This window comes from Blautia sp. TM10-2 (genome assembly GCF_003480845.1).
Taxonomy (GTDB): Bacteria; Bacillota; Clostridia; order Lachnospirales; family Lachnospiraceae; genus Fusicatenibacter; species Fusicatenibacter saccharivorans.
The window spans coordinates 333279-355665 of sequence record NZ_QUJZ01000001.1 but is presented as its reverse complement, the minus strand read 5'-3'; the positions used below and the strand labels follow the sequence as shown (position 1 = coordinate 355665).

Genomic DNA, 22387 nt, shown 5'->3' with positions numbered 1-22387 from the left:
AAGCCCCCCTTCTCTTATAAAACCAAAACAATAATGCAAATGATGGATGCAATAAAAAAGAATACTCCAGCAACCCGCATCAAACCAAGATATAAATCTGTAGGTTCACCGCCTTTTACAGAAAAGAAGTGTTCAATTTTCCATAAAAGTTCCGGCTTAAAAATCATAAAAAAACTTAATAGAAGCAAAAGGATAAGCCATATGTTATCTATGTATAACACTTCCTTTCTGCTAATACTGAAAATTCAAATAAAAAAGCGCATAAGTAGACAAATAATCATGCCTAACTTATGCGCAAATAGAAACAATTTTAATTCTAAGCCTCCAAAGCTGGCAGCGTCGGTAAAAATGCTCCATTATTAAGTTAGGCAACTTAACCTTAAAACAAATCATCGGTCTTACCTCCCAACAATATAAATTTCGACTTTTCACTTTTATTTTATCACCTAAAGCAGAACTTGTCAATGAATTTGTCTAAAATAAGTCGATTTTCTTTTTTGATTATGTGCATTTTTAACTAATAGAAAGAAAGTTGTATTGAGGGCGATTGGTGTTCCTTATTCCATATGTCGGAACTGTATGAAGTGAAAATAGTTTATCCGTTGAAGAGTCACTCCACAGGTTATGCTTGATTCTTTCAAAGTTATGTTTCTATAATATGCATCCGTACTGTCATATTATAATTCACATTATTGGATAATATAAATTGACAAGTATAAGATAAACAGACAAGGAGTCGCTGCCACCCGTAAAACGGGTGGCTCGGGACGCAGGCTTTAAGCCCACTCTACTTGGCCGCGCCTCAAGGCGCTAGCTTTCTCTTTTAGGCTATACTAAAGTTTTTATTTCCCTGGTACAACCGGGGATTTTTTTGCTTCAAGCCGCCAATTAGAACGGCAGCCACAAAGATTTTTCTTTGCGGCTGCCGTTTTCTTGAATTCATCACTTGACAATGTGGCAAAGAGCTGATGAGCCAGGATGAGCTTGCTGTTATGGATGGCGGCAAGTGTATTCTCCAGCTGCGCGGTGTGCGTCCTTTTCTTTCGGACAAGTACGACATTACCAAGCACCCCAATTTCAAGTACACTGCCGACGCGGATGACAAGAACGCTTTTGATATTGAAGCATTCTTGTCCGCAAGGCTGAAACTCAAGCCCAATGAGGTCTGCGATGTATATGAAGTAGACACAAAGGGCGCTTAATTTCGTTCCGCTTTAGAAGGGAGTGATCTTATCTATTCGCCGCACCTGCCCTCTATGGGCCATTGGCGTACAAAGCGGACAATCGCAAGAAAAAATAATGAAAAAGGAGGACAGCCGGAATCATGCCCCCCGGAAACCGGGCGGCAGATTGTTCCGGCTTTTGTATGCCTATGAAACATGACAAACCTATTTTTTAATCAGATTCCGGCTAACAAACTATATGGCATTTTTTGAACAGGCAATCACCGTTCTTCAGACCCTCGTTATCGCGCTCGGTGCCGGTCTCGGTATCTGGGGCGTTATCAACCTGCTGGAAGGTTACGGCAACGACAACCCCGGCGCCAATGCTCATGTGCCATAAAGTAACACACAAGAAGTTGATAGACAACAGCCCGTTATTCCGTAAAAATTTCAAAGTAGAATTTCATGGAAGCCATACAAATTGTGTGGCTTCTTTTGCTTAATAAGCAAAGATAAATTTTCTAATACCCTATTGACAAAAGCGTTTGCCTTGAATATAATGTACTTGTACGATAAGTACATTATAGAACAAAGGAGGGGCGTTGTGGAAATTATCATAAGCAGTAATACGAGCAAGCCAATTTATGAGCAGATAACTTCACAGATAAAAGCCATGATTATGAGTGGCGAGTTAAAAACCGGCGATCCTATTCCCTCTATGCGGGCGCTGGCAAAGTCCATTCATGTGAGTGTTATTACCGTTCAAAAAGCGTATGAAGATTTGCAAAGGGACGGTTTTATTGAAACAACGGTAGGCCGAGGAAGTTTTGTGTCGGCACAGAACAAAGACTTTTATCAGGAAGAACAGCAGAGATTGGCCGAAGAACATTTGCAAGAGGCCGCCGATATTGGGCGGATAAGTGGAATATCGTTGGAAAAACTGATTGAATTACTGACGATATTTTATCAAGAGGAGGATTAACTATGAACGCTATTTTGCAGGTTGAGAACTTGACAAAGCAATACGCCGATTTCAAGTTAGACCATGTTTCGTTTTCGGTTCCGAAAGGAACAATCATGGGGCTTATTGGCGAAAATGGAGCCGGAAAAAGCACAACTATCAATGCTATTCTTGATTTAATTCATAAAGATGATGGAACAGTTACTTTTTGGGGGCAGGAATTATCGTCCACAAAACAAATCAAAGAGGATGTTGGCGTAGTGTTTGACGGAATTAACTTCTATGAAACGCTCACTCCGGCCAAAGTCGGGAAAATTGCTGGTGCTGCCTACAAACAGTGGGACGGCCATCTGTTTCAAGACTATCTAAAGCGGTTTCAACTTCCAGCGGATAAGGAAATTAAATCTCTGTCCAAGGGAATGAAGATGAAGTTGTGTATTGCCGTCGCCCTTTCCCATAACCCCAAGCTACTGATTTTGGACGAAGCGACAAGCGGCCTCGACCCTGTAATGCGTGATGATATTCTTGATGTATTTCTTGAATTTGTTCAGGACGAAAATCATTCCATTTTGATGTCCTCGCATATCACAACAGATTTAGAAAAAGTCGCAGATTACATTACATTTATCCATCAGGGCAAGGTTCTTTTTTGTAAAACGAAAGATGAACTTCGTTATAACTATGGTATTATCCGCTGTGGCGCAGCACTGTTCGACCAGCTCGATAAAGCGGAAATTCTGGCTTACCGCAAAGATGATTATCAATGGAATGTGCTGGTAGCTGACAAGGAAAAAGCCCGGAGGAAATATAAAAATGCCGTAGTGGACGACGCAACAATCGACGATATTCTGCTGCTGTATGTGAAAGGAGAGCAAGCAAAATGAAAAGTCTTGTTTTGAAAGATTTATTTAATATCGGCCACAATGCGAAATCTATGCTATTCATCCTTGTGGTTTTTGCCGTTGCGCTTATTCCGTTTTCCGGCGTAGAAGGCTATATTTTTGTATGTGCGATTTTGTGCAGCATGATGATTGTAACAACCTTTTCTTTTGATGACAGTTCTAAATGGACACGGTATGCTATGATAATGCCAGTTTCCAAGAAAGAATTGGTTGCTGGAAAATTTATGGTGCTGGCTATCTTCTGCGCCATTGGCAGCCTCTTTGGGCTGATTATTGGTTTTATCGGTGGCCTAATCACAGATAAAATCGTACTCGACATAGTAGGGATTGGAGAGCTTCTGTTTTTGACACTCGTTGCATGGGTAATCTCCCTTATTTTTGGAAGTATGTCAATTCCTCTTGTGTTCAAGTTTGGCGCAGAAAAAGGCCGTGTTCTGCTATTAGTATCATTCCTCATTCCGGCAGGGATTTGCTTTGGAATATATCAGCTTCTTACTATGCTGGGAGTTGCATTGACAGACCAGATTGTATTTATTCTTCTCTGCTGCTCACCGCTTCTGGCGTTGGCATGGTGCTATGTGATGTATCAAATCAGTTATCGCATTTTTGTAAAGCAAGAGCTTTGATTTCTATTGGGAGGTATCTATATGGGAAGCAGAAGATTTGAAATTACTGAAACCGCAGGAAGTGTGAAAGGCTTTTATGTGGTAGTGGACAGAGAAACCGGGGTCAATTACCTTGTGGCAAAGTTTGGAACTGGCGGGGGGATTTGTCCCTTGATTGACAAAGACGGAAAACCGATTATCAGCGAGTAGCAAAGCCAGCCGAGCCAGTCAACGGTCAAGATAAACAGCGCATACTGCGCTGCCGTTGACAGCCCCGCCCGCCTTTGCAGATAGGCAATCAAGGGGCGACAGCAAGGAGTGCTGCCGCCCTTTCCCATAATCGAAGAAAGGGGGATTTTCCATGACTGAATACGAAGCCTATCAAGAACATATCCGCTATACCCATGATACCTATTGCCGGATTGTTATTCGCCATGCGTCCTTTGACGCTGCCCGTATGCTGGCGGCGAGATGGAAACGGGAAATCTCCCTTGAATATCTGACCGAAGAAAAGTTTGTCCAACTAAGCACCACAGACGAGTATTTTCAAGTGCCGGACTATGGCGAAACTTATCCGTTCTCTGTCCGGGGGCAGACGATACTTTTAGATAGCTGTTCTCTTGCGGCTGCTCTTGCCCGATTGCCGGAACAGACGCAGGAAGAAATCTTTTTGTACTACTTTCAGCACTTGACGCAGAAAGAAATCGGAGAACAAAGCGGCTGGACACGCAGCACAATCGGGCGGCATATACGGCTTGCCTTGAAGCGGCTGAAAGAGGAAATGGAGGTGCTGTCCCATGAGTAACCGACTTCTCCCCTATGACACTATCATAAAGGCACATGAGGGCGACCCCATAGCGATACAAGCCGTCCTTGACCGATACGCTGGATATATCCGCTACTTCTCTAAGATGAACGGCTATTACAACTCTGATATGGAGGACTACATCAGAACAAAGCTGATTGAAAGCCTGTTCAAGTTCCGGCTTGACCGATAACATAGAAACTGAATATCCCGCCGCCCCGCAGCGGCACATGAAGCAGTAAATCCGAAAAAGATTTGCTGCTTTTTTTGCGCTCATTTTTGGCAAATTTCCAAAAGTTCCGTATTAGATAGTGAAACCAAAAAATGCCGTTTTTTTTAGACAGCGGGCAAAACGCAGCTTCCGAAACGCCTTATTGTCGGGAAAGACCGAGCCGCCGGAAAAGTTCTTGCCGGAAAGTCCGTCATTTTTGCTTTTTGCGGTGTTGTAGGGAGTAAGGGAAGAACGCCAGCCCGCAGCCTTTTATAAAAAAGCTGGTTGCGATTTCCTGAAAAAGTGGCAGTAGGAAGTGAGTGGCAGTCTGGCAGTTTCTTAGAGCAAGATTCTACCGAGGTGCCAAAATTCGCTTTTCGCTCATTTTGCCCCTGCGGGAATCTTGTTGGGGAGTGCCTTCCCCAAACCCTGCTTATGCGGCTTGCGCCGCTTAAAAATCCCTCAAAATATTTTTTCGGATTTTTTCAAAAACAGTTCCGTTTTACCCCCTGTTTTTCTCCTATTAGTGAGAGAACACCACGCACAGAAAGGAGGTCTGCCGACCATGAAAAGATACAACACACCGCACCGCAGCCGGGTAGTCAAGACACGCATGACCGAGGAAGAATACGCCGAGTTTGCGGAAAGGCTTTCTGCTTACCACATGAGCCAAGCCGAGTTTATCCGGCAAGCCATAACCGGGGCAGCCATACGCCCCATCATAACCGTTTCCCCCGTCAATGACGAGCTGCTTGCCGCTGTCGGGAAGCTGACCGCCGAATACGGCAGGATCGGCGGCAACTTAAACCAGATAGCCCGGACGCTGAATGAGTGGCACAGCCCCTACCCGCAGCTTGCCGGGGAGGTACGGGCGGCGATTTCCGACCTTGCTGCCCTAAAGTTTGAAGTCTTGCAGAAAGTGGGTGACGCTGTTGGCAACATTCAAACATATCAGCTCTAAAAATGCCGACTATGGCGCAGCGGAAGCCTACCTCACATTTGAGCATGACGAGTTTACCATGAAGCCCACCCTTGATGAAAACGGGCGGCTGATACCGAGGGAGGATTACCGCATTTCTTCCCTCAACTGCGGGGGCGAGGATTTCGCCGTTGCCTGTATGCGAGCCAATCTCCGCTATGAGAAAAACCAAAAACGGGAAGATGTGAAAAGCCACCACTATATCATCAGTTTTGACCCACGGGACGGGACAGACAACGGCTTGACCGTAGACCGGGCGCAGGAGCTGGGCGAGCAGTTCTGCAAAGAGCATTTCCCCGGACACCAAGCCCTTGTATGCACCCACCCGGACGGGCATAACCACAGCGGCAATATCCATGTGCATATCGTCATCAACTCCCTGCGGATTTACGAAGTCCCGCTTCTGCCCTACATGGACAGACCAGCCGACACACGGGCGGGCTGCAAGCACCGCTGCACCAACGCCGCTATGGAATATTTCAAGAGTGAAGTCATGGAGATGTGCCACCGGGAGGGGCTTTACCAAATCGACCTCTTGAACGGCAGCAAGGAACGGATAACGGAACGGGAATACTGGGCGGCAAAGAAAGGGCAGCTTGCCCTTGATAAAGAGAACGCTGTCAGAGAAGCCGCAGGACAGCCGACCAAGCCCACCAAGTTTGAAACGGACAAGGCGAAGCTGCGCCGGACGATACGGCAGGCACTTTCCCAAGCTGGCAGCTTTGACGAGTTTTCTTCCCTTTTGCTGCGGGAGGGCGTAACTGTCAAGGAGAGCCGGGGGCGGCTTTCCTACCTCACGCCGGACAGGACAAAGCCTATCACAGCCCGGAAGCTGGGGGACGATTTTGACAAGGCTGCTGTCCTTGCCCTGCTCACGCAGAACGCCCACAGAGCCGCCGAACAGACCAAAGCCATACCCGAATACCCCCACACCCAAAAGGGACGCTTGCGGGAGGAAAAAGCCGCAAAAACCACCCCGGCAGACAACACCTTGCAGCGCATGGTTGACCGGGAAGCCAAGCGAGCCGAGGGCAAGGGCGTGGGCTATGACCGCTGGGCGGCAAAGCACAACCTAAAGCAAATGGCAGCTACTGTTACCGCCTATCAACAGTACGGCTTTTCTTCCCCGGAGGAACTGGACGAAGCCTGTTCTGCCGCTTATGCCGCCATGCAGGAAAGCCTTACAGAGCTGAAGCAGGTGGAAAAGACGCTGAACGGGAAAAAGGAGCTGCAACGGCAGGTGCTTGCCTATTCCAAGACCCGCCCTGTCCGGGACGGGCTGAAACAGCAGAAAAACGCCAAAGCAAAAGCAGCCTACCGACAGAAGCACGAAAGCGACTTTATCATAGCAGACGCAGCCGCCCGTTATTTCAAGGAGAACGGCATTTCCAAGCTGCCGAGCTATAAAGCCCTGCAAGCAGAGATTGAAGCCCTTATCAAAGAGAAAAACAGCGGCTACAACGATTACCGGGCAAAACGGGAGGAATACCGCCGCTTACAGACTGTCAAGGGCAATATCGACCAGATTTTACGCCGGGAGCGCAAGCCTGTGAAAAGGCAGGAACAGGAACGATAAAAACCACCCCAAAATGTACCCGAACCCATACAGAACAAGGGGGCTGCCCCGTACTCTACCCGCAATACCAAAGGATTTTTTAACGGGCTTACAGGGCAGAAAAACCCCGAAAATGATACCGAGATGATACAGAATTACCGTCGATACCGCCACACCAGCGGAAACGGCAGAAAGGAGCGCACCCATGCCAAGAATGAGCAAGAAACGGCGGCTGGAATGGTCTTTTTTCCTGCGGCAAGTAAAAGTCGGGAATACCACCTGCGACCGTATCACATACAACGACCTCTGCCGGGGCTGTACCCATAGCTGTAAGCAGAGCTTCCGGGCGGTTATCATACTTTGCCCCCGCTACTACTCCAAACGCCGGAAAAAGGAGGACAGGGACAATGGCAGATAACCGCAAGTATTACTACCTCAAGCTGAAAGAGAATTTTTTTGACAGCGACTCCATTGTGCTGCTGGAAGATATGAAAGACGGGATTTTATATTCCAATATCCTCTTGAAGCTGTACTTAAAATCTCTGAAAAACGGCGGGAAGTTGCAGCTTGACGAGCATATCCCCTACACAGCGCAGATGATAGCGACACTGACCCGCCACCAGATAGGGACGGTTGAAAGGGCTTTAGAGATTTTCCGGCAGTTGGGGCTTGTGGAGCAGCTTGACAGCGGGGCTTTTTATATGACCGATATTGAGCTGATGATAGGACAGTCCTCTACCGAAGCCGAGAGAAAACGGGCTGCAAGGCTGGAAAACAAGGCACTTTTACCGCCCCGGACAAAAGGCGGACATTTGTCCGACATTCGTCCACCAGAGATAGAGATAGAGTTAGAGAAAGAGATAGAAAAAGAGAGAGAGGGAGAAACGGGACACCCCGCCCCCGCCGCTTATGGCAGATACAACAATGTGATACTGACCGATACAGAGCTTTCCGGGCTGAAAACAGAGCTGCCCGACAAGTGGGAGTATTATATTGACCGGCTTTCCTGCCATATCGCTTCCACCGGGAAGCAGTACCAGAGCCATGCAGCCACCATTTACAAGTGGGCGCAGGAGGACGCTGCCAAAGGCAAGGCTGCCCCGAAACAGGGCATACCCGATTATTCATGTAAGGAGGGCGAGAGCTTATGAAAAACGAGATTGAAGCTATGATTACGGATATTACAACCACTACCGCCGAAGCGGAGGACTACACAGGCGAGGACGGGCTTTTATACTGCGGCAAGTGCCATACGCCCAAAGAAGCCTACTTTTCAAAAGAAACCGCCCAATGGTTAGGGCATGACCGACACCCAACAGACTGCGACTGCCAGCGGGCAGCCCGTGAAAAGCAGCAAGCCGCCGAAAGCCGACAGAAGCACCTTGAAACAGTGGAGGACTTGAAACGCCGGGGCTTTGCCGACCCCGCTATGCGGAACTGGACATTTGAGCATGACAACGGCAGAAACCCACAGACCGAAACCGCCCGCTTTTATGTGGAGAGCTGGGAAACCATGCAGGCTGAAAATATCGGCTACCTGTTTTGGGGAGGCGTGGGGACAGGAAAAAGCTACCTTGCCGCCTGTATCGCCAACGCCCTTATGGAAAAAGAGGTTGCCGTTCGCATGACAAACTTTGCAACGATACTCAATGACCTTGCTGCCAGCTTTGAGGGCAGGAACGAATATATTTCCCGCCTTTGCAGCTACCCCCTGCTGATACTTGATGATTTCGGTATGGAGCGAGGGACAGAATACGGGCTGGAACAGGTTTACAGCGTGATTGACAGCCGTTACCGAAGCGGCAAGCCGCTGATCGCCACGACCAACCTCACGCTGGAGGAATTGCAGCACCCGCAGGACACACCCCACGCCCGTATCTATGACAGGCTGACTTCCATGTGCGCCCCTGTCCGCTTCACGGGCAGCAACTTCCGAAAGGAAACCGCACAGGAAAAGCTGGAACGCTTAAAGCAGCTGATGAAGCAGCGAAAGGAGAGCCTATGACAGAAACGAAACAGACAAGCACCACCAAAACAGACCGCCGCCCGGACTGTGTAACGGAAATCCGCATGGGCAACTCCGTCCTTACCGTTTCCGGCTTCTTCAAGCAGGGCGCAACCGACACCGCAGCCGACAAGATGATGAAAGTGCTGGAAGCGGAAGCTGCTACACAAAAAACGGCGATTTGACCGACCATAAAGAAGCAGATTTGACGCTTTTGCCGCTATACAGACAGCCGCCCCATGTGGTACAATCAAGGTACGGAATAGTGGGGCTGGCTGTCGGAAACGGAGGATTTTATGTTAAGACAGACCAACCAACAACCAATTACCGCCCTTTACCCAAGACTTTCCCATGAGGACGAGCTGCAAGGCGAGAGCAATTCCATTTCCAATCAGAAGCGTATCCTTGAAACCTATGCAAAGCAGAACGGCTTTTCCAATCTGCGCTGGTACACGGACGACGGTTATTCTGGTGCGAACTTTCAAAGACCCGGTTTTCAAGCCATGCTTGCGGACATTGAAGCCGGAAAAGTCGGGACAGTTATCGTAAAGGATATGTCGAGGTTAGGGCGAAACTACCTGCAAGTGGGAATGTACACAGAAATGATTTTCCCACAGAAAGGTGTCCGCTTCATCGCTATCAATGACGGAGTGGACAGCGCACAGGGCGACAATGACTTTGCCCCGTTGCGGAATATATTTAACGAATGGCTGGTGAGAGATACGAGCAAGAAAATCAAAGCAGTAAAACGCTCAAAAGGTATGAGTGGCAAGCCCATCACAAGCAAGCCTGTGTATGGCTACCTCATGGACGAGGACGAAAATTTTATTATTGACGAGGAAGCTGCACCCGTAGTCAAGCAGATATACAACCTCTGCCTTGCTGGGAATGGTCCGACTAAGATAGCCCGTATGCTCACAGAGCAGCAAATCCCCACGCCGGGGACGCTGGAATACCGCAGGACGGGCAGCACCCGCCGCTACCACCCCGGCTATGAGTGCAAGTGGGCGACTAATACCGTAGTGCATATCCTTGAAAACCGGGAATACACAGGCTGTCTGGTAAATTTCAAGACAGAAAAACTTTCTTACAAAGTCAAGCACAGTGTAGAAAATCCCCTGGAAAAGCAAGTGATTTTCGAGAACCACCACGAGCCTATCATAGACACCCAAACATGGGAACGGGTGCAGGAGCTTCGCAAACAGCGCAAACGCCCCAACCGCTATGATGAAGTGGGTTTGTTCTCCGGCATACTGTTCTGTGCGGACTGCGGCAGCGTGATGTATCAGCAGCGATACCAGACGGACAAGCGCAAGCAGGACTGTTATATCTGCGGCAACTACAAGAAGCGCACCCATGACTGTACGGCGCACTTTATCCGCACCGACCTCTTGACCGCTGGTGTACTCTCCAATCTGCGGAAAGTGACAAGCTATGCGGCAAAGCATGAAGCCCGGTTTATGAAGCTCTTGATTGAGCAGAACGAGGACGGGGGCAAGCGCAGGAACGCCGCCAAGAAAAAGGAACTGGAAGCCGCCGAGAAACGCATAGCCGAGTTATCCGCTATCTTCAAGCGGCTGTATGAGGACAGCGTGACCGGGCGCATATCAGACGAGCGTTTCACAGAGCTGTCGGCAGACTATGAAGCAGAACAACGGGAGCTGAAAGAAAGAGCCGCCGCTATCCAAGCGGAGCTTTCCAAAGCACAGGAAGCCACCGTGAACGCAGAAAAGTTTATGAATGTTGTCCGGCGGCATACCAGCTTTGAAGAACTTACCCCTACTCTGCTGCGGGAGTTTGTAGAGAAAATCGTTGTGCATGAGTGCAGCTATGACGAGAACAAGACCCGCAGACAGGACATTGAGATTTATTATTCTTTTGTTGGCAAGGTGGACTTGCCCGAATAACCGCCCGACCTATCCGACACAATGCGCAAGTGCCGGATAGGAACGGCAAAATTTTTTACACTTCTTTTACTTCTTTATCTCACTTGAGCAAAGAGCCAGGGCATGAAGCAGTTCATGGCTAATTAGTTGGAACAAAAAACGAAAGGAAAAGCACAATCCAGACGGTATCAGCGGCAGGCTACAAGAATAAATTGTGATTTCACAAGATTGGTGCTATAATAAGAGAAAAGTTCCTGCCGGGGCAGCCGCCCCGGTGGTATAGATAGAAAGGCAGGAAAACAATATGCACATCAGCTATAAGCCACTCTGGCACACACTGTTAGAGCGTGATATGAGAAAAGAGGATTTAAGGCTTGCCGCTGGTATGACAACAAATATGATTGCCAACATGAGCAAAGAGGGAAAGCACATCAGCATGGATACATTAGCCCGTATCTGCGAAACGCTGAATTGTGAGATTACCGATGTGATTGAGTTAGTACCAGACGAGCCTGCTTCCACAGGAGGTAAGGAACATGAGCGAATTGAAACCAAGAATAACGGAAAACGGAATTGATTATATCCTTGTCGGAGATTATTACATCCCGGACTTGAAACTGCCGGAGGAACACCGCCCTATCGGAAAGTACGGACGGATGCACCGGGAATATTTAAGGGAAGTCCACCCAGCCAGATTGAATACATTGATACTGACCGGGGAATTGTGGACATATCTTGCAGACCTGAACGAACAGGCACAGGAACGGTTAGACACCATCATGGAGCAGATGAAAACTGCCGAGGGCGTAACCGAGGAATTGAAGCGTACCCACCAAATGGAATGGGTGCAGCGTTGCAATAACATTCATAACCGGGCAGAAGAAATTGTTTTGCATGAGATGATTTATTCATAACGGGAGCAATTAAATCGGAGGTATATAAGATGATTGAAATTGTATTTGGTGAAAGTGCCTGTGGAAGTTTGAAAATTGCCCAAACTTACGGCAAGGGAAAGTATAGAGGAAGTGCTGTTTCAATATTTATGAGGCATGAAGACGGGAGTGTTCCATCTTCAGATGAAATGAAAAAAGCACAGCTTCAAGCACAGGAACAAGAACGCATTGCTTGGGAGAATGCTATTCCATTGGGAGGCAAGAGCTGTGATGTTTATTGTTTTGATATGGCTCTTAGTGTGGGAGATATTTCTGATAATGGAATTGGCGAACAGCGGAAAAATGTTTTCAAGAAAATGCTGTCTGTCTGCTTTGTAGAGGATTTAGATTATCAGGTTGAAGAAAAAATACAGAAAATTAAAACTACATTGACCTCAGTGATTGAACGATATGTAGCTGGGGAAGAAATTCGCATTTGGTATAGCTATAATCCAGATGAGCTTTGTGGTATGTATTGGCTTATGAAACAACTTCAACCCTTAAACTGCCAGACAACAATTTATTTGGTTAAGTTACCTACATGGGAATATGGAAAAGAAAATACTATGACATCCAAAATAGCATGGGGCGAGGTCTCTCCTGGCGAATGGGGAAACTATATAACTCTACAAGAGAAAGCTAATCCTGTATTTCTTTCAGCTTGTGCTATGAAATGGAATCAACTTCAAAATGAAAATGCACCTTTGCGTGCAATGTTAAATGGTAAATTGCAAAGCGTTTCAGAAGATATATATGATAGTTTCATTCTTCGTGAAATTGCGGAACAGCCAGAGCAATTCAAAATGGCTATTGTCATAGGTAATGTTTTAGGAAAATATCAACTTGGAATTAGTGATGTATGGATTTCCAATCGCATTGATAAAATGCTTGAAGATGGTGTGTTGGAAATTATACAGGACGCACCAAAGGGAGAAACAAATTATCGCCGAATATTAAGAAAACGAATGAAGTAATAACCACAGCACAAACCGCTGCTACATGGAATCCAACAAACCATGCAACAGCGGTTTTCCTTTACCGTTTTTTCCTCTGGTTGATAGGCGTTCCCGTTTTCTTTGATTTTTGGAGAATCCGAATAAGCCAGCGAAATTCTTCATCTGACAGATTTTTATAGTTGATACCGAGCTGCTTGCAGTAAAGCACTGCCAGTTTTTCCAAACGGCTGCCCTTGAAATTTTCGACCGCTTCCAGATTTTCTTTCAGTTCATTGGCAACAGTGGTCTGGGGCGCACTCTCACTATCCTTTTTATGGGTTTCCCGAATATCCCGGATAATCAGGTTTAGGTCATCCAGAACCATGTGGCTGAAATATTCATCATCACTGATATGGGCGGCTTGCAGCACTTTCAAATGTGGGTCATCTTCGCCAGGGCGATACCGTTCTATGATTTCATGTCGGACAGTATCGACAAGGGTGTTGAGGTTTTGAATCTGCATGGTGGCAATCCCATCCACATAAATCTCAATGTCCGCAAGAAACTTGATAAAGTCCTTATGGGTGGCAAGTTCGCAGAGCAGACGGTTGTTGATCCGACCGCTTTTCAGAAGTGCAACCATTTCATCGTTCAAATGCAGCTCCGTCAGTGGCGTGTTGATCTGCTCCCTGTTCTCTGTCCGGCACAGCAGATAATCGACGGAAACCCCATAGAAGTCTGCCAGCGTGATAAGGTTGCCATGATTGATTTCCTTAAAATCTTCTTTTTCATAACTGCCAAGGGCTGATTTAGAAATACCCGTTAGTTTTGATAGTTCTTCCAGATTTAAGCCTTTGTCCTTGCGGAGTTCCCAAAGGCGTTCCTGTATGCTTGTTGCTCCTTTCATGGGCACACGCTCCTTTCCAACGGTTTCATTGCTGCCGCTTATCTGGATTATATCACACTTTCCGTAATCGTGGAAATTTCTGATTTTTACCCTTAATTCCTACTTTGTGGACATACGGCACAGGGCACAAAAATGTTCTATGATACAGGTAGTTCATCGATGGATTATTCCAATCGAATGACCAGCCTGTGTGGGATATGCTTCCCCGGCGATGTAGCGCCATGAATTTTGGCAGGGATATGGAGGAACCCTGACCAAAACGAGCGTACCAAAGGGAGCGATACGCCGCTGTGAGATTCAGGGGAGGAACGACACCGGGGAGAACTGGCGAACTGACACCGAAATGATACCGAAACACAACAATCTGATAGGGGGACAGTCTACCCTATCGCTGATACTTCGGGAGATTTTAAGCGGCTCTATGGCTGTAATTTTACCGAAAATCGCCCCGAAACCATACACTAAAACGGGAGGAAGCGCAATATGCCGAGAATGAGCAAAAAGAGGAAGTATGAGCTTTCCTTTTACCTCAATGACCGGGGGCGTGTCACTTACAACGAATTATGCCGGAAATGCCAGCATGGGTGCAAGCAGAGCTTCCGGGCGGTTGTGATTGACTGCCCCTGTTATTTATCCAAACGAGCAAAGAAAAAGGAGGAACACACAGAATGAATTTTGAATTTATGACGATAGACACACCATTGCCGCCCTGTATGCCTTTTCCCAGAGCGTTGACAGGATTTCCAGTCAGCAGCACCGCAAAGGTCATGTACTGCCGGATGCTGGACGCTATGCTCTCCAAAGGGCAGGAGGACGAGAACGGAATCCTCTTTGTCTGCTTCCCTGTCACAGCCATTGCCGCAGTCCTGTCCCGCAGCTCCATGACGGTCAAGCGTTCTCTGAATGAACTGGAAACTGCCGGACTTATCATGCGGGTGCGTCAGGGCATTGGAGAACCAAACCGGATTTATGTGCTGATACCGGGAAAGGAGGACGCTGCCCTTGCCTGATACCTCAAAGCTGGAAAAACTCAATCGGGAGTTGGAAAAAAGCGAAAAGAAACTGCGGAAAGCCATCAATGATGAAAAGGCATTGCAGCACCAGTTGAAACAGCTTACCCGAAAGGAACGGACGCACCGGCTCTGTACCCGTGGCGGTATGCTGGAAAGTTTTCTGCAAGAGCCGGAACGCCTGACAGATGATGATGTCATGCTGTTGTTGAAACTCATTTTTCACAGACAGGACACGCAGGAACTATTGAAAAAACTGCTGGAACGGGAGATGCCGGAACCCCCTTAGTTTACTAAGGGCGCAATTATACACCACCCAAAGGTTGGTGCATTGCGTTCTCCGAAGGCTCCTCGCCGGAGGGCTGTGATTTTCCGCAGTCATGGTCTGCTCCAAATCATACAGGGGACGCTACGCTTCCCCTGCGCTGGCTGTCGCCAGCTACCCTTTTGTGGACTTGCCGCCCGGAAACACCTTGCGCTGCAAGCTGTTCCCGTCCAGCAAGTTTTATCAGTCGAGCTATCCTTATCTACGGTAATTTAGTATAATAAGGTCAAAAAACAGAACGCTATCATTGTGCAACCGATATGCAACTGATAATTGCTTGATAGTTGGTGGTAGCAACACGGTAATTCAGATAGAATAAAGCCAACAAAGAAAGGAGGTCATCCAAATGTTAGTAAACATCATTATGATTGTAGTCGGAATAGTTTTCTCATGTATCTTTGTCGGCTTGCTTATCCTTGTTATTCGTGCATTGCTTAAATATATCCGTACAGAGAAATGAAGCCAACAGCAACATTAGGAGGTGGTCAAATGAAAGTAACCGTATTTATGATAATCGTTGGAATAATTTTCTTATGTATCTTTGTTGGTTTGCTTACCCTTATTGTTCGTGCATTACTCAAATATATCCATTCAAAAGATGTACGGCAGGAAAAATCCGTAGTGAGGAAATCGTTGGGTGAAGCACTCAAAGTACACAGAACACAGTGCAAAATGACGCAGGAATTTGTTGCTGAAACGATTGGTGTTAGCAGGCAGGCTGTTTCAAAATGGGAAAATGGAGTTTCCCATAGTTAAAGATACCACACCAAACATAACAACACCACGCTTATACGGGACTTAGCACACCCCAAAAGAACATACAGAAATCCCCCATAAGCAACAAGGTTTGCTTTATGGGGGATTTCTTGTTTTAATTGTCGTTTTTGATATTATTCAACAGTCTCAATAGAATCCACAATGCTCATTCTTGCAATAGAACGCAGAGGAATTGCCGTTGCAAGCAGGCAGGCCACAATAGAAATAATCGCAGCTTCCACAATCGCCATAACCGGAACAGCGACAAGCTGTAAAGCATCGGTCTGTGCTGCTCCGACAAAGATACAGCAGACATAGCCAAACACTGCTCCAATCACTGACGCAATGATACCGTAATAAGCGCCCTCTCACAGAAATGTTTTATAAAGGCTTGCGGCACTCATTCCAATAGCCCGCTGCATCCCGATTTCACCGACACGAGTATGAATATTGCTGTAAACGGTATTGATGATGTTCAGGATGCCAATGATACCGATAAAGATGATAAGCACCCAGCACAGCATTTTGATCTGTTCAAAGCTTTCTATCATCTCATTGCTGCTTTGGAGATAGGAAAGCCAATGTGTTCCTGGATAATTGCTGCACCAGCTATCCAACCAGCTTTCAAAGGTATCTGTATCGGCGTTATCCTGTAATGTAGGATAGACTTCTGAATAACTGTCGTTTCCGAGCAGTGAACAGTATATTTCGTCATTCACGATGAGTTGAACACCATTCGTAAAGCCATCATTATTGATTGTGATTGCTGTATCGATCAATCCTAATACAGGAAGTGTTCTGTCTCCCAGTTGAATGGTATCACCTACGGTAAGATCAGTCTGCTGAACAGTTGTATCTCCATAAGAAAAGGCAATGGGATTTTTTACAAGGCAGCCTGTTCCATCTTTCAAAGCCTGTTTATCCTGAGCAGACAAGTTAGGAGCATAGATTTGTAATTGTGCTTCATCCACATTTACAAGCTGCAAGGTTTCATGGCTCTGTACGGAAAGATCAGTTTCAAAGGGCAGTATATCACCGGCACCTGGCATAAATACAGAAAGCCGTGTAGTGGAAACACTTTCTACTGCGTCATTTTCCGCTAATGTTTTTACGGCTTCTGATGGGATGCCAACGGTTTCATTTGTAACTGCATAGTCGCTGAAATACATGTCCTGAACGGAACTGCTGGCATCAAGCAGCCCTGTAAAGCTCTGCAAGGCAACAAATACGGTAATACTCATAACCAAAGACAGAATGGTAACTGCTGTTCTTCCACGCCCTCGTTTTAGGTTGAGCCTTGCATAATAGGCTTCAAAATTACGGATGTTGCGGTTCCTTTTTATCCTGCGTTTGATTTTCACAGTCTGCCCCGACATAGCAACAGTAGGAGATACATGGGATGCGTACCGGGCAGCAGGAAAGGCAGCCAGCAGAGCAAACAGAAGTATGACTGCGATACTGGCAAAGAGCATCGGTAGTTTTACCGTACTGGCGGTGTTGATTGCAGAGTTCAATTCGGAAGTGCTGTTTGCCATGAACAGATCGGGATTGAGAAGCCCCGTAGCCGCAATCAATACACCTTTTGCCGACAATATACCGAGCAGCAATCCGATAGGAATACCGGCTCCACAGAGAATCAAAAGCTGCAAAGAAACCAAACGATAGATTTGCCCTCGTTCTCCACCAATCGCACGAAGTGTTCCGTATTCTTTGATGCGTTTTGTGATAGAGATTTTCAGAATGTTGTAGATTACCAGCCCAGCCGCCAGCAAGACCAGAACACCCACCAAAATACACGCCGCAGTCATAAATGAAAATCCCGTACCGGTATCGCTGTCTGCCGCTTCATCATAGGAAATACCAATAGCGTCAAGCAAAACCCAGTTATATTGGATATACCGTTCATCCACGTTCAAATCTTCTGCGAGAGCATAAATGATGCTTTGAAAATTTTGCTTGTCATAAGTCTTAAAATCTGTGGAATAAAGCAGATACTCTTCTGGCAACAGTTCTTCTGCGGTTCCCTCACCGACAATCCCCTCAACCGTACCAGATGCGTAGCCGATATAGCTGCTTTCCAGAATGCCCGTCAATACAAAATCAGCAGAATATTCTAACTCTGACAGCGATCCATCCATAACGGAAACACTCAAATCCAGAGAAACGGTATCGCCAATTACAGCGTCCAATCCAAGATATTGAAGCGCATCCTCCGACAGGGCAATCTCAATCGCTTCCTCTGGTAATCGTCCCTCTTTTACGTTTCCGATTGCCGGGTACATAGATAATGCGTTATCGTGATATTCCCGAAGATATAAAGATAAACTACTGTTGCCTAATGGTGTGCTGCCGATAAAGATCGTATCGCCTACATCATATAGGCGATCATCTTCATGCAGCTTTTGCGCTTGTTCCTTGCCAAGCTGATGAAAGGTTGCATAACGGTTTCCGTTCAGACCCGCCGCCTGCTGAATACGCATGGATTGCAATATACCAATAGACTGACCGATCACTGTCGTCATAATCGTGGACATGATAACTGCAACCAAGATCAGGATTGCCGTGATTTTCTGTGCTTTCAGTTCTTTCCATGCAAGAGCTAAATAAGATTTCATCTTGCTGTCACCTCCGAAAGAACACCGTCCACAATTACAAATTGCCGGTCTGCCATTCTTGCAATGCGGCTGTCGTGAGTGATGATAACAAGCGTTTTCCCCATCTTTTTCCATATGCTTTGCAGCATTTCCATAACCTCGCCGCCGCTCTTGCTGTCCAGATTTCCAGTCGGTTCGTCAGCAAAAATAATATCCGGCTTTGCGATCAGGGCGCGGGCAATCGCTACACGCTGTTGCTGACCGCCGGAAAGTTCATGGGGCAAATGGGTCAGCCGTTCACGAATACCTAACAAATCCGTAAGCTGATTTAGATATACTTCGTCCGGCTGCTTTTTGTCCAGAAGCAGGGGCATGATGATGTTTTCTTTTGCGGTCAGCACAGGGAGAAGATTGAATTGCTGAAAGATAAATCCGATGCGCCGACGGCGAAATGAGGACAGTTCTTTGTCATTAAAACGATAAATGTCTTTTCCATCGTATGTCAGACTGCCGGAAGTCGGCTTGTCCAGTCCAGACAGCAGGTGGAGCAAGGTACTTTTGCCGCTGCCAGATGGTCCCATAATAGAAATAAAATCGCTGGATGCAATTTCAAGGTTGACTTTATCCAACGCAACGACACGGCTCTCGCCGCTGCCGTAGATTTTCGATAGTTCCTTTGCTTCAATGTTCATAAAAAACACTCTCCTTGTTTATAATATAAGGAGAGTGTAAAACAGAAATCTCAAAAAACGCTCAAGGTTTCTGATTTATTTGGAAAGAAGCAGTAGCCGTTGCGCCATAACTTTTGCTGTTTTCCAGTGTAAGTGTTCCTCCATGCTTCAGACATAGTATCTGGCTGCTGTATAGCCCCATACCAAAGTGTGCGGAGTCTTCTTTCATTTTTCCAAACGGTTTCGGGCCGCTTTGTATTAACTCCACAGGATAGCCTGGCCCATCGTCTGTAACTGATAGATGCAAGAAGTTTCCTTTCCGTTCCAAATGAATTTCAATTTTACTCTTTGCAAACCGAGCCGCATTTCCAATTAGATTTTCAGCAACGGTTAAAACCAATCCATGATCTAATTGTATTGTCCCCTTATCAGGTGCGGAAACAGACGGTTCTAATGCTCCTGCAAGAATTTTTGCTGTTTCCTCTAATTCAGAATGTAGCAGTGAATAGGAATACTCGTTTATCCGCACCGGCATTTGTTCTAATCGTTGGATGCTACTCATAGCTTCTGCATACTGTTCAATCCGTAATGTATAGCTTTCCAATCTGTCAATGGCTTGTTCATCTGCTGTTCCCTGCCGCAGTAATTTTATAGTTCCCTTTAAGACCGTGATCGGATTGCGCAAGTCATGGGAAAAGGCGGCATTTAGCCTTTTCCGTTCTTCTGCCTGCCGCCACAGTTCCTGATTTGATTTCAGAAGTTCTTCGCGCATAGTATCAAAGGCGGTGCAGAGCTGCCCCAATTCATCATCAGAATGGACAGGCATAGAAAAGTCAAGGTCATGGTTCCGAATCCGTGAAATCCCATTCCGTAGCGTGGAGATCGGCTGTTTCAATTTGATATGATAATATAATATGCCGGATAGAGCCAGCCCGCCCATAGGGAGAACAATGCAGGACACAATTTGAATGATTCCAAGCATGGACAATATATTTTGCTGGGTCTCTGTGGGGGTTTCCATTTTAACGATTGAACCGTCTGCTAAAATTTCTATTCCACCGGAGGGAAAGTTGCTGCTGATTGAATTGCATATCATAAAGACTAAGCCTAACATCAGGAGAGCCACCAAAACACAGGAAGCAGATAGGACGAGAAAAGTTTTCTTTAATTCCATATTTTTCAGACGTTCCACCGATAACCACACCCCCAAACTGTATCAATATAACTGTGAAGCGTACAAGCAGCCAGCTTCGCCCGGATTTTCCTGATATGTTCCATGACAGTATCACTGTTACCCTCGCCGTCAAGTCCCCACACTGTTTCATAAATACGCTCCCGGTCAAATACCTGTCCGGCATTCAGCGAAAGCAGCTCCACAATATCAAATTCCCTTTTTGATAAAGCAACAGGTTCACCCGCCACTGTGACGGTTCGGGCTGAATAATCAATCGTCAGTTCACCAAAGAAGCGAATTGTCGCTTTATTCCTGTGTCGCTGCTCCCTCCTCAGATGTGCGGCAACTCTCGCCCCTAATTCGTCCAAATCAAAAGGCTTAATGATATAATCGTCGGCACCTGCCTGAAAGCCGATGATTTTATCGGCAGATTCGACCCTTGCCGTCAAAAAAAGAATGGGGCAAGTAATAAGCTCCCGAATTTTCTGACAAAGGGTCAATCCGTCTATGTCCGGCATATTGATGTCGAGCAGGATTAAATCGGGCTGTCTTGCTAATTTTTGAAGTGCTTCATTTCCGCAATAAGCGGTCAACACCTCATATTGAGAAGAAAAATAACTCGCCATCATATCTACAATTCCCGGTTCATCATCAACAATAAGAAGCCTTTGTTTCATGCTATCATCTCCATTTGCAATTCATAATATTTATCGTAACAGCCAAATCTCAAAAAACGCTCAAACTTTTGCCGTCAGGAAAGTATAAAATCAATAGACTGATAAATTTATTATAATATTACTCTGCTGATACAGCCAGTCCGTAAATTCTTTCGGGCTGGCTGTCTTTTCTTTTACAGCCTTTTTTCTCTTCAATGCTTCTTTCTTGAACGCTTCAAAAGCAGTCAGCATTTCTTCCAGCTGGTCAGCCGGGAATCCCGCTGTCCTCTTCGCTTTGTTGATCTTATTGCGCCAGTTCTGGCATTCATTTTTATAAAGCAGGTCATAGTTATTTTCTCTTGCCCTCTCGTCAAATTCCCGCTTGTTTTGAAGCGCCTGTGCTTTTCGGCAATTGTCGCTGCACAGCTCATACCGCTGGCTCTTTGCCAGAAAATATTTTCCACAAACCTTGCACCGCCGGAAGCAAAGCCCCCAGTCATTCAGCCTGTTCAGATAATAGGTAATCAACGGGTAGAGGGACGCATAGGCAGACACACATTCTTCTGTGCGCCGGTTGTCCGGGAACCAGAGGTCAAGCCGGGTATCTTCTGACGGTGCGCCTTTGAAATAAAGGCTGCCAGCTTGAAAATGTTTCGGTTTTCCTGTCTCCCTGTCAAAGCTCATGGTTTCGTTATGGAATACACCGGTCAGGCTGCTCATTTTATCCATGAAGCGGTCACAGGCAGCGTTACGGTCACGGGGTTCTCTGGCAAGCAGATAGCTGTTCCAGATACGGAACGCCACATACATTTTCAGAGGGTCGTTGCTAAGATATTTCTCCCAAAGAAATTCGCTTGCCGCCTGCTCCAGCTCCGGCTGTTCCCATCGGTTGGAGTGGAGGGCTTGCCGCAGCGGAGAAAGCCCGTATAAGTTCCAGTCTCTGTCCGTGTCACGCTCAAAGTTTATCAAAAAAGTTCCCAGTGGGCGTGTCATATCACAAAGCACCTCTGCGTTTTGGCTCCCGTTCAAACGGAAGCGGATCTGCTGTTCTTCCCCAATCAAAATCCGTTCTTTCATTTTCTTCCTGTCCAGCGTCAGGACAAACAAAATCCTTTCAAAACATGGCTCATGCCGTATAAATTGATTCTCCATCCCTATCCCCTGCCTTTGTTTATGGTAATTATATAATTTAGTTATATCCATTACACTCATGGTATCGCAGAAGCATTGTTTTGTCAAGGATAGTCCGCTATGATGATTGCAGTTGGTAATTTCGTACCAAACAGTACTTTGACAAGTGAATGACCGTCCAAAAAGGATATGACCGGCAGGAGAAGTGACGCATCCGGCGCACC

29 protein-coding genes and 2 pseudogenes are annotated in these 22387 nt (G+C 46.5%); 23 read left to right on the top strand and 8 right to left on the bottom strand.

The features are described from left to right. Positions 1-14: 14 nt before the first annotated feature. Complete coding sequence (locus DXD92_RS19430) at positions 15-221, bottom strand: DUF6199 family natural product biosynthesis protein (protein ID WP_334291862.1); 207 nt, start codon at positions 219-221, stop codon at positions 15-17. 735 nt (positions 222-956) lie between these two features. Between DXD92_RS19430 and DXD92_RS01930 the strand changes: the two are divergent. From DXD92_RS01930 to DXD92_RS01845, 19 genes and pseudogenes are all read left to right on the top strand, one after another. Beyond that, positions 957-1202, top strand: a pseudogene (locus DXD92_RS01930) (VirD4-like conjugal transfer protein, CD1115 family); the annotation flags it as partial. A gap of 220 nt (positions 1203-1422) precedes the next feature. Beyond that, the gene (locus DXD92_RS01925; protein WP_080637056.1) at positions 1423-1563 is read left to right on the top strand and encodes a Maff2 family mobile element protein; all 141 of its coding nucleotides are present in this window, start codon (positions 1423-1425) and stop codon (positions 1561-1563) included. A gap of 204 nt (positions 1564-1767) precedes the next feature. Then, entirely contained in the window at positions 1768-2145 is a 378-nt protein-coding gene (locus tag DXD92_RS01920) for a GntR family transcriptional regulator (protein WP_035394499.1), read from the top strand. Positions 2146-2147: 2 nt separating this feature from the next. Then, positions 2148-3008, top strand: coding sequence for an ABC transporter ATP-binding protein (locus DXD92_RS01915; protein ID WP_005933713.1), 861 nt, complete (start codon positions 2148-2150; stop codon positions 3006-3008). After that, a complete protein-coding gene (locus DXD92_RS01910) occupies positions 3005-3652 on the top strand; it encodes an ABC-2 transporter permease (RefSeq protein WP_118014177.1) in 648 nt (215 codons plus the stop codon). Before DXD92_RS01915 ends, DXD92_RS01910 begins: the two co-directional genes overlap by 4 nt. A 21-nt stretch (positions 3653-3673) precedes the next feature. Beyond that, the gene (locus DXD92_RS18655) at positions 3674-3841 is read left to right on the top strand and encodes a DUF6440 family protein (protein WP_005933716.1); all 168 of its coding nucleotides are present in this window, start codon (positions 3674-3676) and stop codon (positions 3839-3841) included. Between the two features lie 151 nt (positions 3842-3992). After that, a complete protein-coding gene (locus DXD92_RS01905) occupies positions 3993-4436 on the top strand; it encodes a sigma-70 family RNA polymerase sigma factor (protein WP_006555732.1) in 444 nt (147 codons plus the stop codon). Then, positions 4429-4629: a helix-turn-helix domain-containing protein gene (locus DXD92_RS01900; RefSeq protein WP_006858003.1), complete on the top strand. Its 201-nt coding sequence runs from the start codon at positions 4429-4431 to the stop codon at positions 4627-4629. The genes DXD92_RS01905 and DXD92_RS01900 overlap by 8 nt, the downstream gene beginning before the upstream one ends. A 583-nt stretch (positions 4630-5212) precedes the next feature. Beyond that, positions 5213-5608 (top strand): plasmid mobilization protein, encoded by a 396-nt coding sequence (locus DXD92_RS01895; protein WP_109215851.1) that lies wholly within the window; start codon positions 5213-5215, stop codon positions 5606-5608. Further along, positions 5580-7202, top strand: a complete 1623-nt coding sequence (locus tag DXD92_RS01890) for a relaxase/mobilization nuclease domain-containing protein (protein WP_109215852.1) — start codon at positions 5580-5582, stop codon at positions 7200-7202. Before DXD92_RS01895 ends, DXD92_RS01890 begins: the two co-directional genes overlap by 29 nt. A gap of 184 nt (positions 7203-7386) precedes the next feature. Next, entirely contained in the window at positions 7387-7599 is a 213-nt protein-coding gene (locus tag DXD92_RS01880; RefSeq protein ID WP_005927784.1) for a hypothetical protein, read from the top strand. Further along, complete coding sequence (locus tag DXD92_RS01875) at positions 7589-8332, top strand: phage replisome organizer N-terminal domain-containing protein (protein WP_109215853.1); 744 nt, start codon at positions 7589-7591, stop codon at positions 8330-8332. Before DXD92_RS01880 ends, DXD92_RS01875 begins: the two co-directional genes overlap by 11 nt. Then, positions 8329-9186: an ATP-binding protein gene (locus tag DXD92_RS01870; protein WP_098924872.1), complete on the top strand. Its 858-nt coding sequence runs from the start codon at positions 8329-8331 to the stop codon at positions 9184-9186. The genes DXD92_RS01875 and DXD92_RS01870 overlap by 4 nt, the downstream gene beginning before the upstream one ends. Next, positions 9183-9371 (top strand): transposon-encoded TnpW family protein, encoded by a 189-nt coding sequence (locus DXD92_RS01865; RefSeq protein WP_002569233.1) that lies wholly within the window; start codon positions 9183-9185, stop codon positions 9369-9371. The genes DXD92_RS01870 and DXD92_RS01865 overlap by 4 nt, the downstream gene beginning before the upstream one ends. A 111-nt stretch (positions 9372-9482) precedes the next feature. After that, entirely contained in the window at positions 9483-11093 is a 1611-nt protein-coding gene (locus DXD92_RS01860; protein ID WP_098924870.1) for a recombinase family protein, read from the top strand. A 21-nt stretch (positions 11094-11114) separates the two neighbouring features. After that, positions 11115-11177: pseudogene (locus DXD92_RS19600) on the top strand (Maff2 family mobile element protein); the annotation flags it as partial. Positions 11178-11376: 199 nt separating this feature from the next. Beyond that, positions 11377-11649: a helix-turn-helix domain-containing protein gene (locus DXD92_RS01855; RefSeq protein ID WP_002593556.1), complete on the top strand. Its 273-nt coding sequence runs from the start codon at positions 11377-11379 to the stop codon at positions 11647-11649. Then, positions 11609-11986 (top strand): TnpV protein, encoded by a 378-nt coding sequence (locus DXD92_RS01850; RefSeq protein ID WP_005927690.1) that lies wholly within the window; start codon positions 11609-11611, stop codon positions 11984-11986. Before DXD92_RS01855 ends, DXD92_RS01850 begins: the two co-directional genes overlap by 41 nt. Positions 11987-12015: 29 nt before the next feature. Beyond that, on the top strand, positions 12016-12978 hold the full coding sequence (locus tag DXD92_RS01845; protein WP_005927687.1) for a DUF3658 domain-containing protein: 963 nt from the start codon (positions 12016-12018) through the stop codon (positions 12976-12978). 61 nt (positions 12979-13039) lie between these two features. Here DXD92_RS01845 and DXD92_RS01840 read toward each other — a convergent pair whose 3' ends face one another. Continuing rightward, the gene (locus DXD92_RS01840) at positions 13040-13846 is read right to left on the bottom strand and encodes a helix-turn-helix domain-containing protein (protein WP_005924756.1); all 807 of its coding nucleotides are present in this window, start codon (positions 13844-13846) and stop codon (positions 13040-13042) included. A gap of 483 nt (positions 13847-14329) precedes the next feature. Between DXD92_RS01840 and DXD92_RS01830 the strand changes: the two genes are divergently transcribed. The 4 genes from DXD92_RS01830 (at position 14330) to DXD92_RS01815 (ending at position 15937) form a co-directional block, all read left to right on the top strand. Beyond that, positions 14330-14518 (top strand): hypothetical protein, encoded by a 189-nt coding sequence (locus DXD92_RS01830; protein WP_005927683.1) that lies wholly within the window; start codon positions 14330-14332, stop codon positions 14516-14518. Continuing rightward, positions 14515-14856 carry a DeoR family transcriptional regulator gene (locus DXD92_RS01825; RefSeq protein ID WP_005927681.1) on the top strand — a complete coding sequence of 114 codons (342 nt, stop codon included), beginning with the start codon at positions 14515-14517 and terminating at the stop codon, positions 14854-14856. Before DXD92_RS01830 ends, DXD92_RS01825 begins: the two co-directional genes overlap by 4 nt. After that, positions 14849-15145: a DUF3847 domain-containing protein gene (locus DXD92_RS01820; RefSeq protein WP_005927679.1), complete on the top strand. Its 297-nt coding sequence runs from the start codon at positions 14849-14851 to the stop codon at positions 15143-15145. The genes DXD92_RS01825 and DXD92_RS01820 overlap by 8 nt, the downstream gene beginning before the upstream one ends. Before the next feature lie 525 nt (positions 15146-15670). Further along, complete coding sequence (locus tag DXD92_RS01815) at positions 15671-15937, top strand: helix-turn-helix transcriptional regulator (RefSeq protein ID WP_046442306.1); 267 nt, start codon at positions 15671-15673, stop codon at positions 15935-15937. Positions 15938-16071: 134 nt separating this feature from the next. Here the strand turns inward: DXD92_RS01815 and DXD92_RS19235 are convergent, their stop codons facing one another. The 6 genes from DXD92_RS19235 to DXD92_RS01790 form a co-directional block, all read right to left on the bottom strand. Then, the gene (locus DXD92_RS19235; RefSeq protein ID WP_330427558.1) at positions 16072-16275 is read right to left on the bottom strand and encodes a hypothetical protein; all 204 of its coding nucleotides are present in this window, start codon (positions 16273-16275) and stop codon (positions 16072-16074) included. A gap of 30 nt (positions 16276-16305) precedes the next feature. Beyond that, positions 16306-18552, bottom strand: a complete 2247-nt coding sequence (locus DXD92_RS01810; protein WP_330427557.1) for an ABC transporter permease — start codon at positions 18550-18552, stop codon at positions 16306-16308. Continuing rightward, entirely contained in the window at positions 18549-19223 is a 675-nt protein-coding gene (locus DXD92_RS01805) for an ABC transporter ATP-binding protein (protein WP_004850548.1), read from the bottom strand. The genes DXD92_RS01810 and DXD92_RS01805 overlap by 4 nt, the downstream gene beginning before the upstream one ends. A 61-nt stretch (positions 19224-19284) precedes the next feature. After that, positions 19285-20394 (bottom strand): HAMP domain-containing sensor histidine kinase, encoded by a 1110-nt coding sequence (locus DXD92_RS01800; RefSeq protein WP_308796015.1) that lies wholly within the window; start codon positions 20392-20394, stop codon positions 19285-19287. After that, positions 20382-21053: a response regulator transcription factor gene (locus DXD92_RS01795; RefSeq protein ID WP_004850543.1), complete on the bottom strand. Its 672-nt coding sequence runs from the start codon at positions 21051-21053 to the stop codon at positions 20382-20384. Before DXD92_RS01795 ends, DXD92_RS01800 begins: the two co-directional genes overlap by 13 nt. 90 nt (positions 21054-21143) lie before the next feature. Beyond that, on the bottom strand, positions 21144-22184 hold the full coding sequence (locus DXD92_RS01790) for a DUF6076 domain-containing protein (protein ID WP_024730559.1): 1041 nt from the start codon (positions 22182-22184) through the stop codon (positions 21144-21146). Positions 22185-22387 lie beyond the last annotated feature (203 nt).

Excerpts from the sequence above, each read along its gene's own strand:
- DXD92_RS01925 (WP_080637056.1), top strand. The coding sequence starts at position 1,423 with ATGGCATTTTTTGAACAGGCAATCACCGTTCTTCAGACCCTCGTTATC.
- DXD92_RS01915 (WP_005933713.1), top strand. The coding sequence starts at position 2,148 with ATGAACGCTATTTTGCAGGTTGAGAACTTGACAAAGCAATACGCCGAT.
- DXD92_RS01910 (WP_118014177.1), top strand. The coding sequence starts at position 3,005 with ATGAAAAGTCTTGTTTTGAAAGATTTATTTAATATCGGCCACAATGCG.
- DXD92_RS18655 (WP_005933716.1), top strand. The coding sequence starts at position 3,674 with ATGGGAAGCAGAAGATTTGAAATTACTGAAACCGCAGGAAGTGTGAAA.
- DXD92_RS01905 (WP_006555732.1), top strand. The coding sequence starts at position 3,993 with ATGACTGAATACGAAGCCTATCAAGAACATATCCGCTATACCCATGAT.
- DXD92_RS01900 (WP_006858003.1), top strand. The coding sequence starts at position 4,429 with ATGAGTAACCGACTTCTCCCCTATGACACTATCATAAAGGCACATGAG.
- DXD92_RS01895 (WP_109215851.1), top strand. The coding sequence starts at position 5,213 with ATGAAAAGATACAACACACCGCACCGCAGCCGGGTAGTCAAGACACGC.
- DXD92_RS01880 (WP_005927784.1), top strand. The coding sequence starts at position 7,387 with ATGCCAAGAATGAGCAAGAAACGGCGGCTGGAATGGTCTTTTTTCCTG.
- DXD92_RS01875 (WP_109215853.1), top strand. The coding sequence starts at position 7,589 with ATGGCAGATAACCGCAAGTATTACTACCTCAAGCTGAAAGAGAATTTT.
- DXD92_RS01870 (WP_098924872.1), top strand. The coding sequence starts at position 8,329 with ATGAAAAACGAGATTGAAGCTATGATTACGGATATTACAACCACTACC.
- DXD92_RS01865 (WP_002569233.1), top strand. The coding sequence starts at position 9,183 with ATGACAGAAACGAAACAGACAAGCACCACCAAAACAGACCGCCGCCCG.
- DXD92_RS01860 (WP_098924870.1), top strand. The coding sequence starts at position 9,483 with ATGTTAAGACAGACCAACCAACAACCAATTACCGCCCTTTACCCAAGA.
- DXD92_RS01855 (WP_002593556.1), top strand. The coding sequence starts at position 11,377 with ATGCACATCAGCTATAAGCCACTCTGGCACACACTGTTAGAGCGTGAT.
- DXD92_RS01850 (WP_005927690.1), top strand. The coding sequence starts at position 11,609 with ATGAGCGAATTGAAACCAAGAATAACGGAAAACGGAATTGATTATATC.
- DXD92_RS01845 (WP_005927687.1), top strand. The coding sequence starts at position 12,016 with ATGATTGAAATTGTATTTGGTGAAAGTGCCTGTGGAAGTTTGAAAATT.
- DXD92_RS01840 (WP_005924756.1), bottom strand. The coding sequence starts at position 13,846 with ATGAAAGGAGCAACAAGCATACAGGAACGCCTTTGGGAACTCCGCAAG.
- DXD92_RS01830 (WP_005927683.1), top strand. The coding sequence starts at position 14,330 with ATGCCGAGAATGAGCAAAAAGAGGAAGTATGAGCTTTCCTTTTACCTC.
- DXD92_RS01825 (WP_005927681.1), top strand. The coding sequence starts at position 14,515 with ATGAATTTTGAATTTATGACGATAGACACACCATTGCCGCCCTGTATG.
- DXD92_RS01815 (WP_046442306.1), top strand. The coding sequence starts at position 15,671 with ATGAAAGTAACCGTATTTATGATAATCGTTGGAATAATTTTCTTATGT.
- DXD92_RS01810 (WP_330427557.1), bottom strand. The coding sequence starts at position 18,552 with ATGAAATCTTATTTAGCTCTTGCATGGAAAGAACTGAAAGCACAGAAA.
- DXD92_RS01805 (WP_004850548.1), bottom strand. The coding sequence starts at position 19,223 with ATGAACATTGAAGCAAAGGAACTATCGAAAATCTACGGCAGCGGCGAG.
- DXD92_RS01795 (WP_004850543.1), bottom strand. The coding sequence starts at position 21,053 with ATGAAACAAAGGCTTCTTATTGTTGATGATGAACCGGGAATTGTAGAT.
- DXD92_RS01790 (WP_024730559.1), bottom strand. The coding sequence starts at position 22,184 with ATGGAGAATCAATTTATACGGCATGAGCCATGTTTTGAAAGGATTTTG.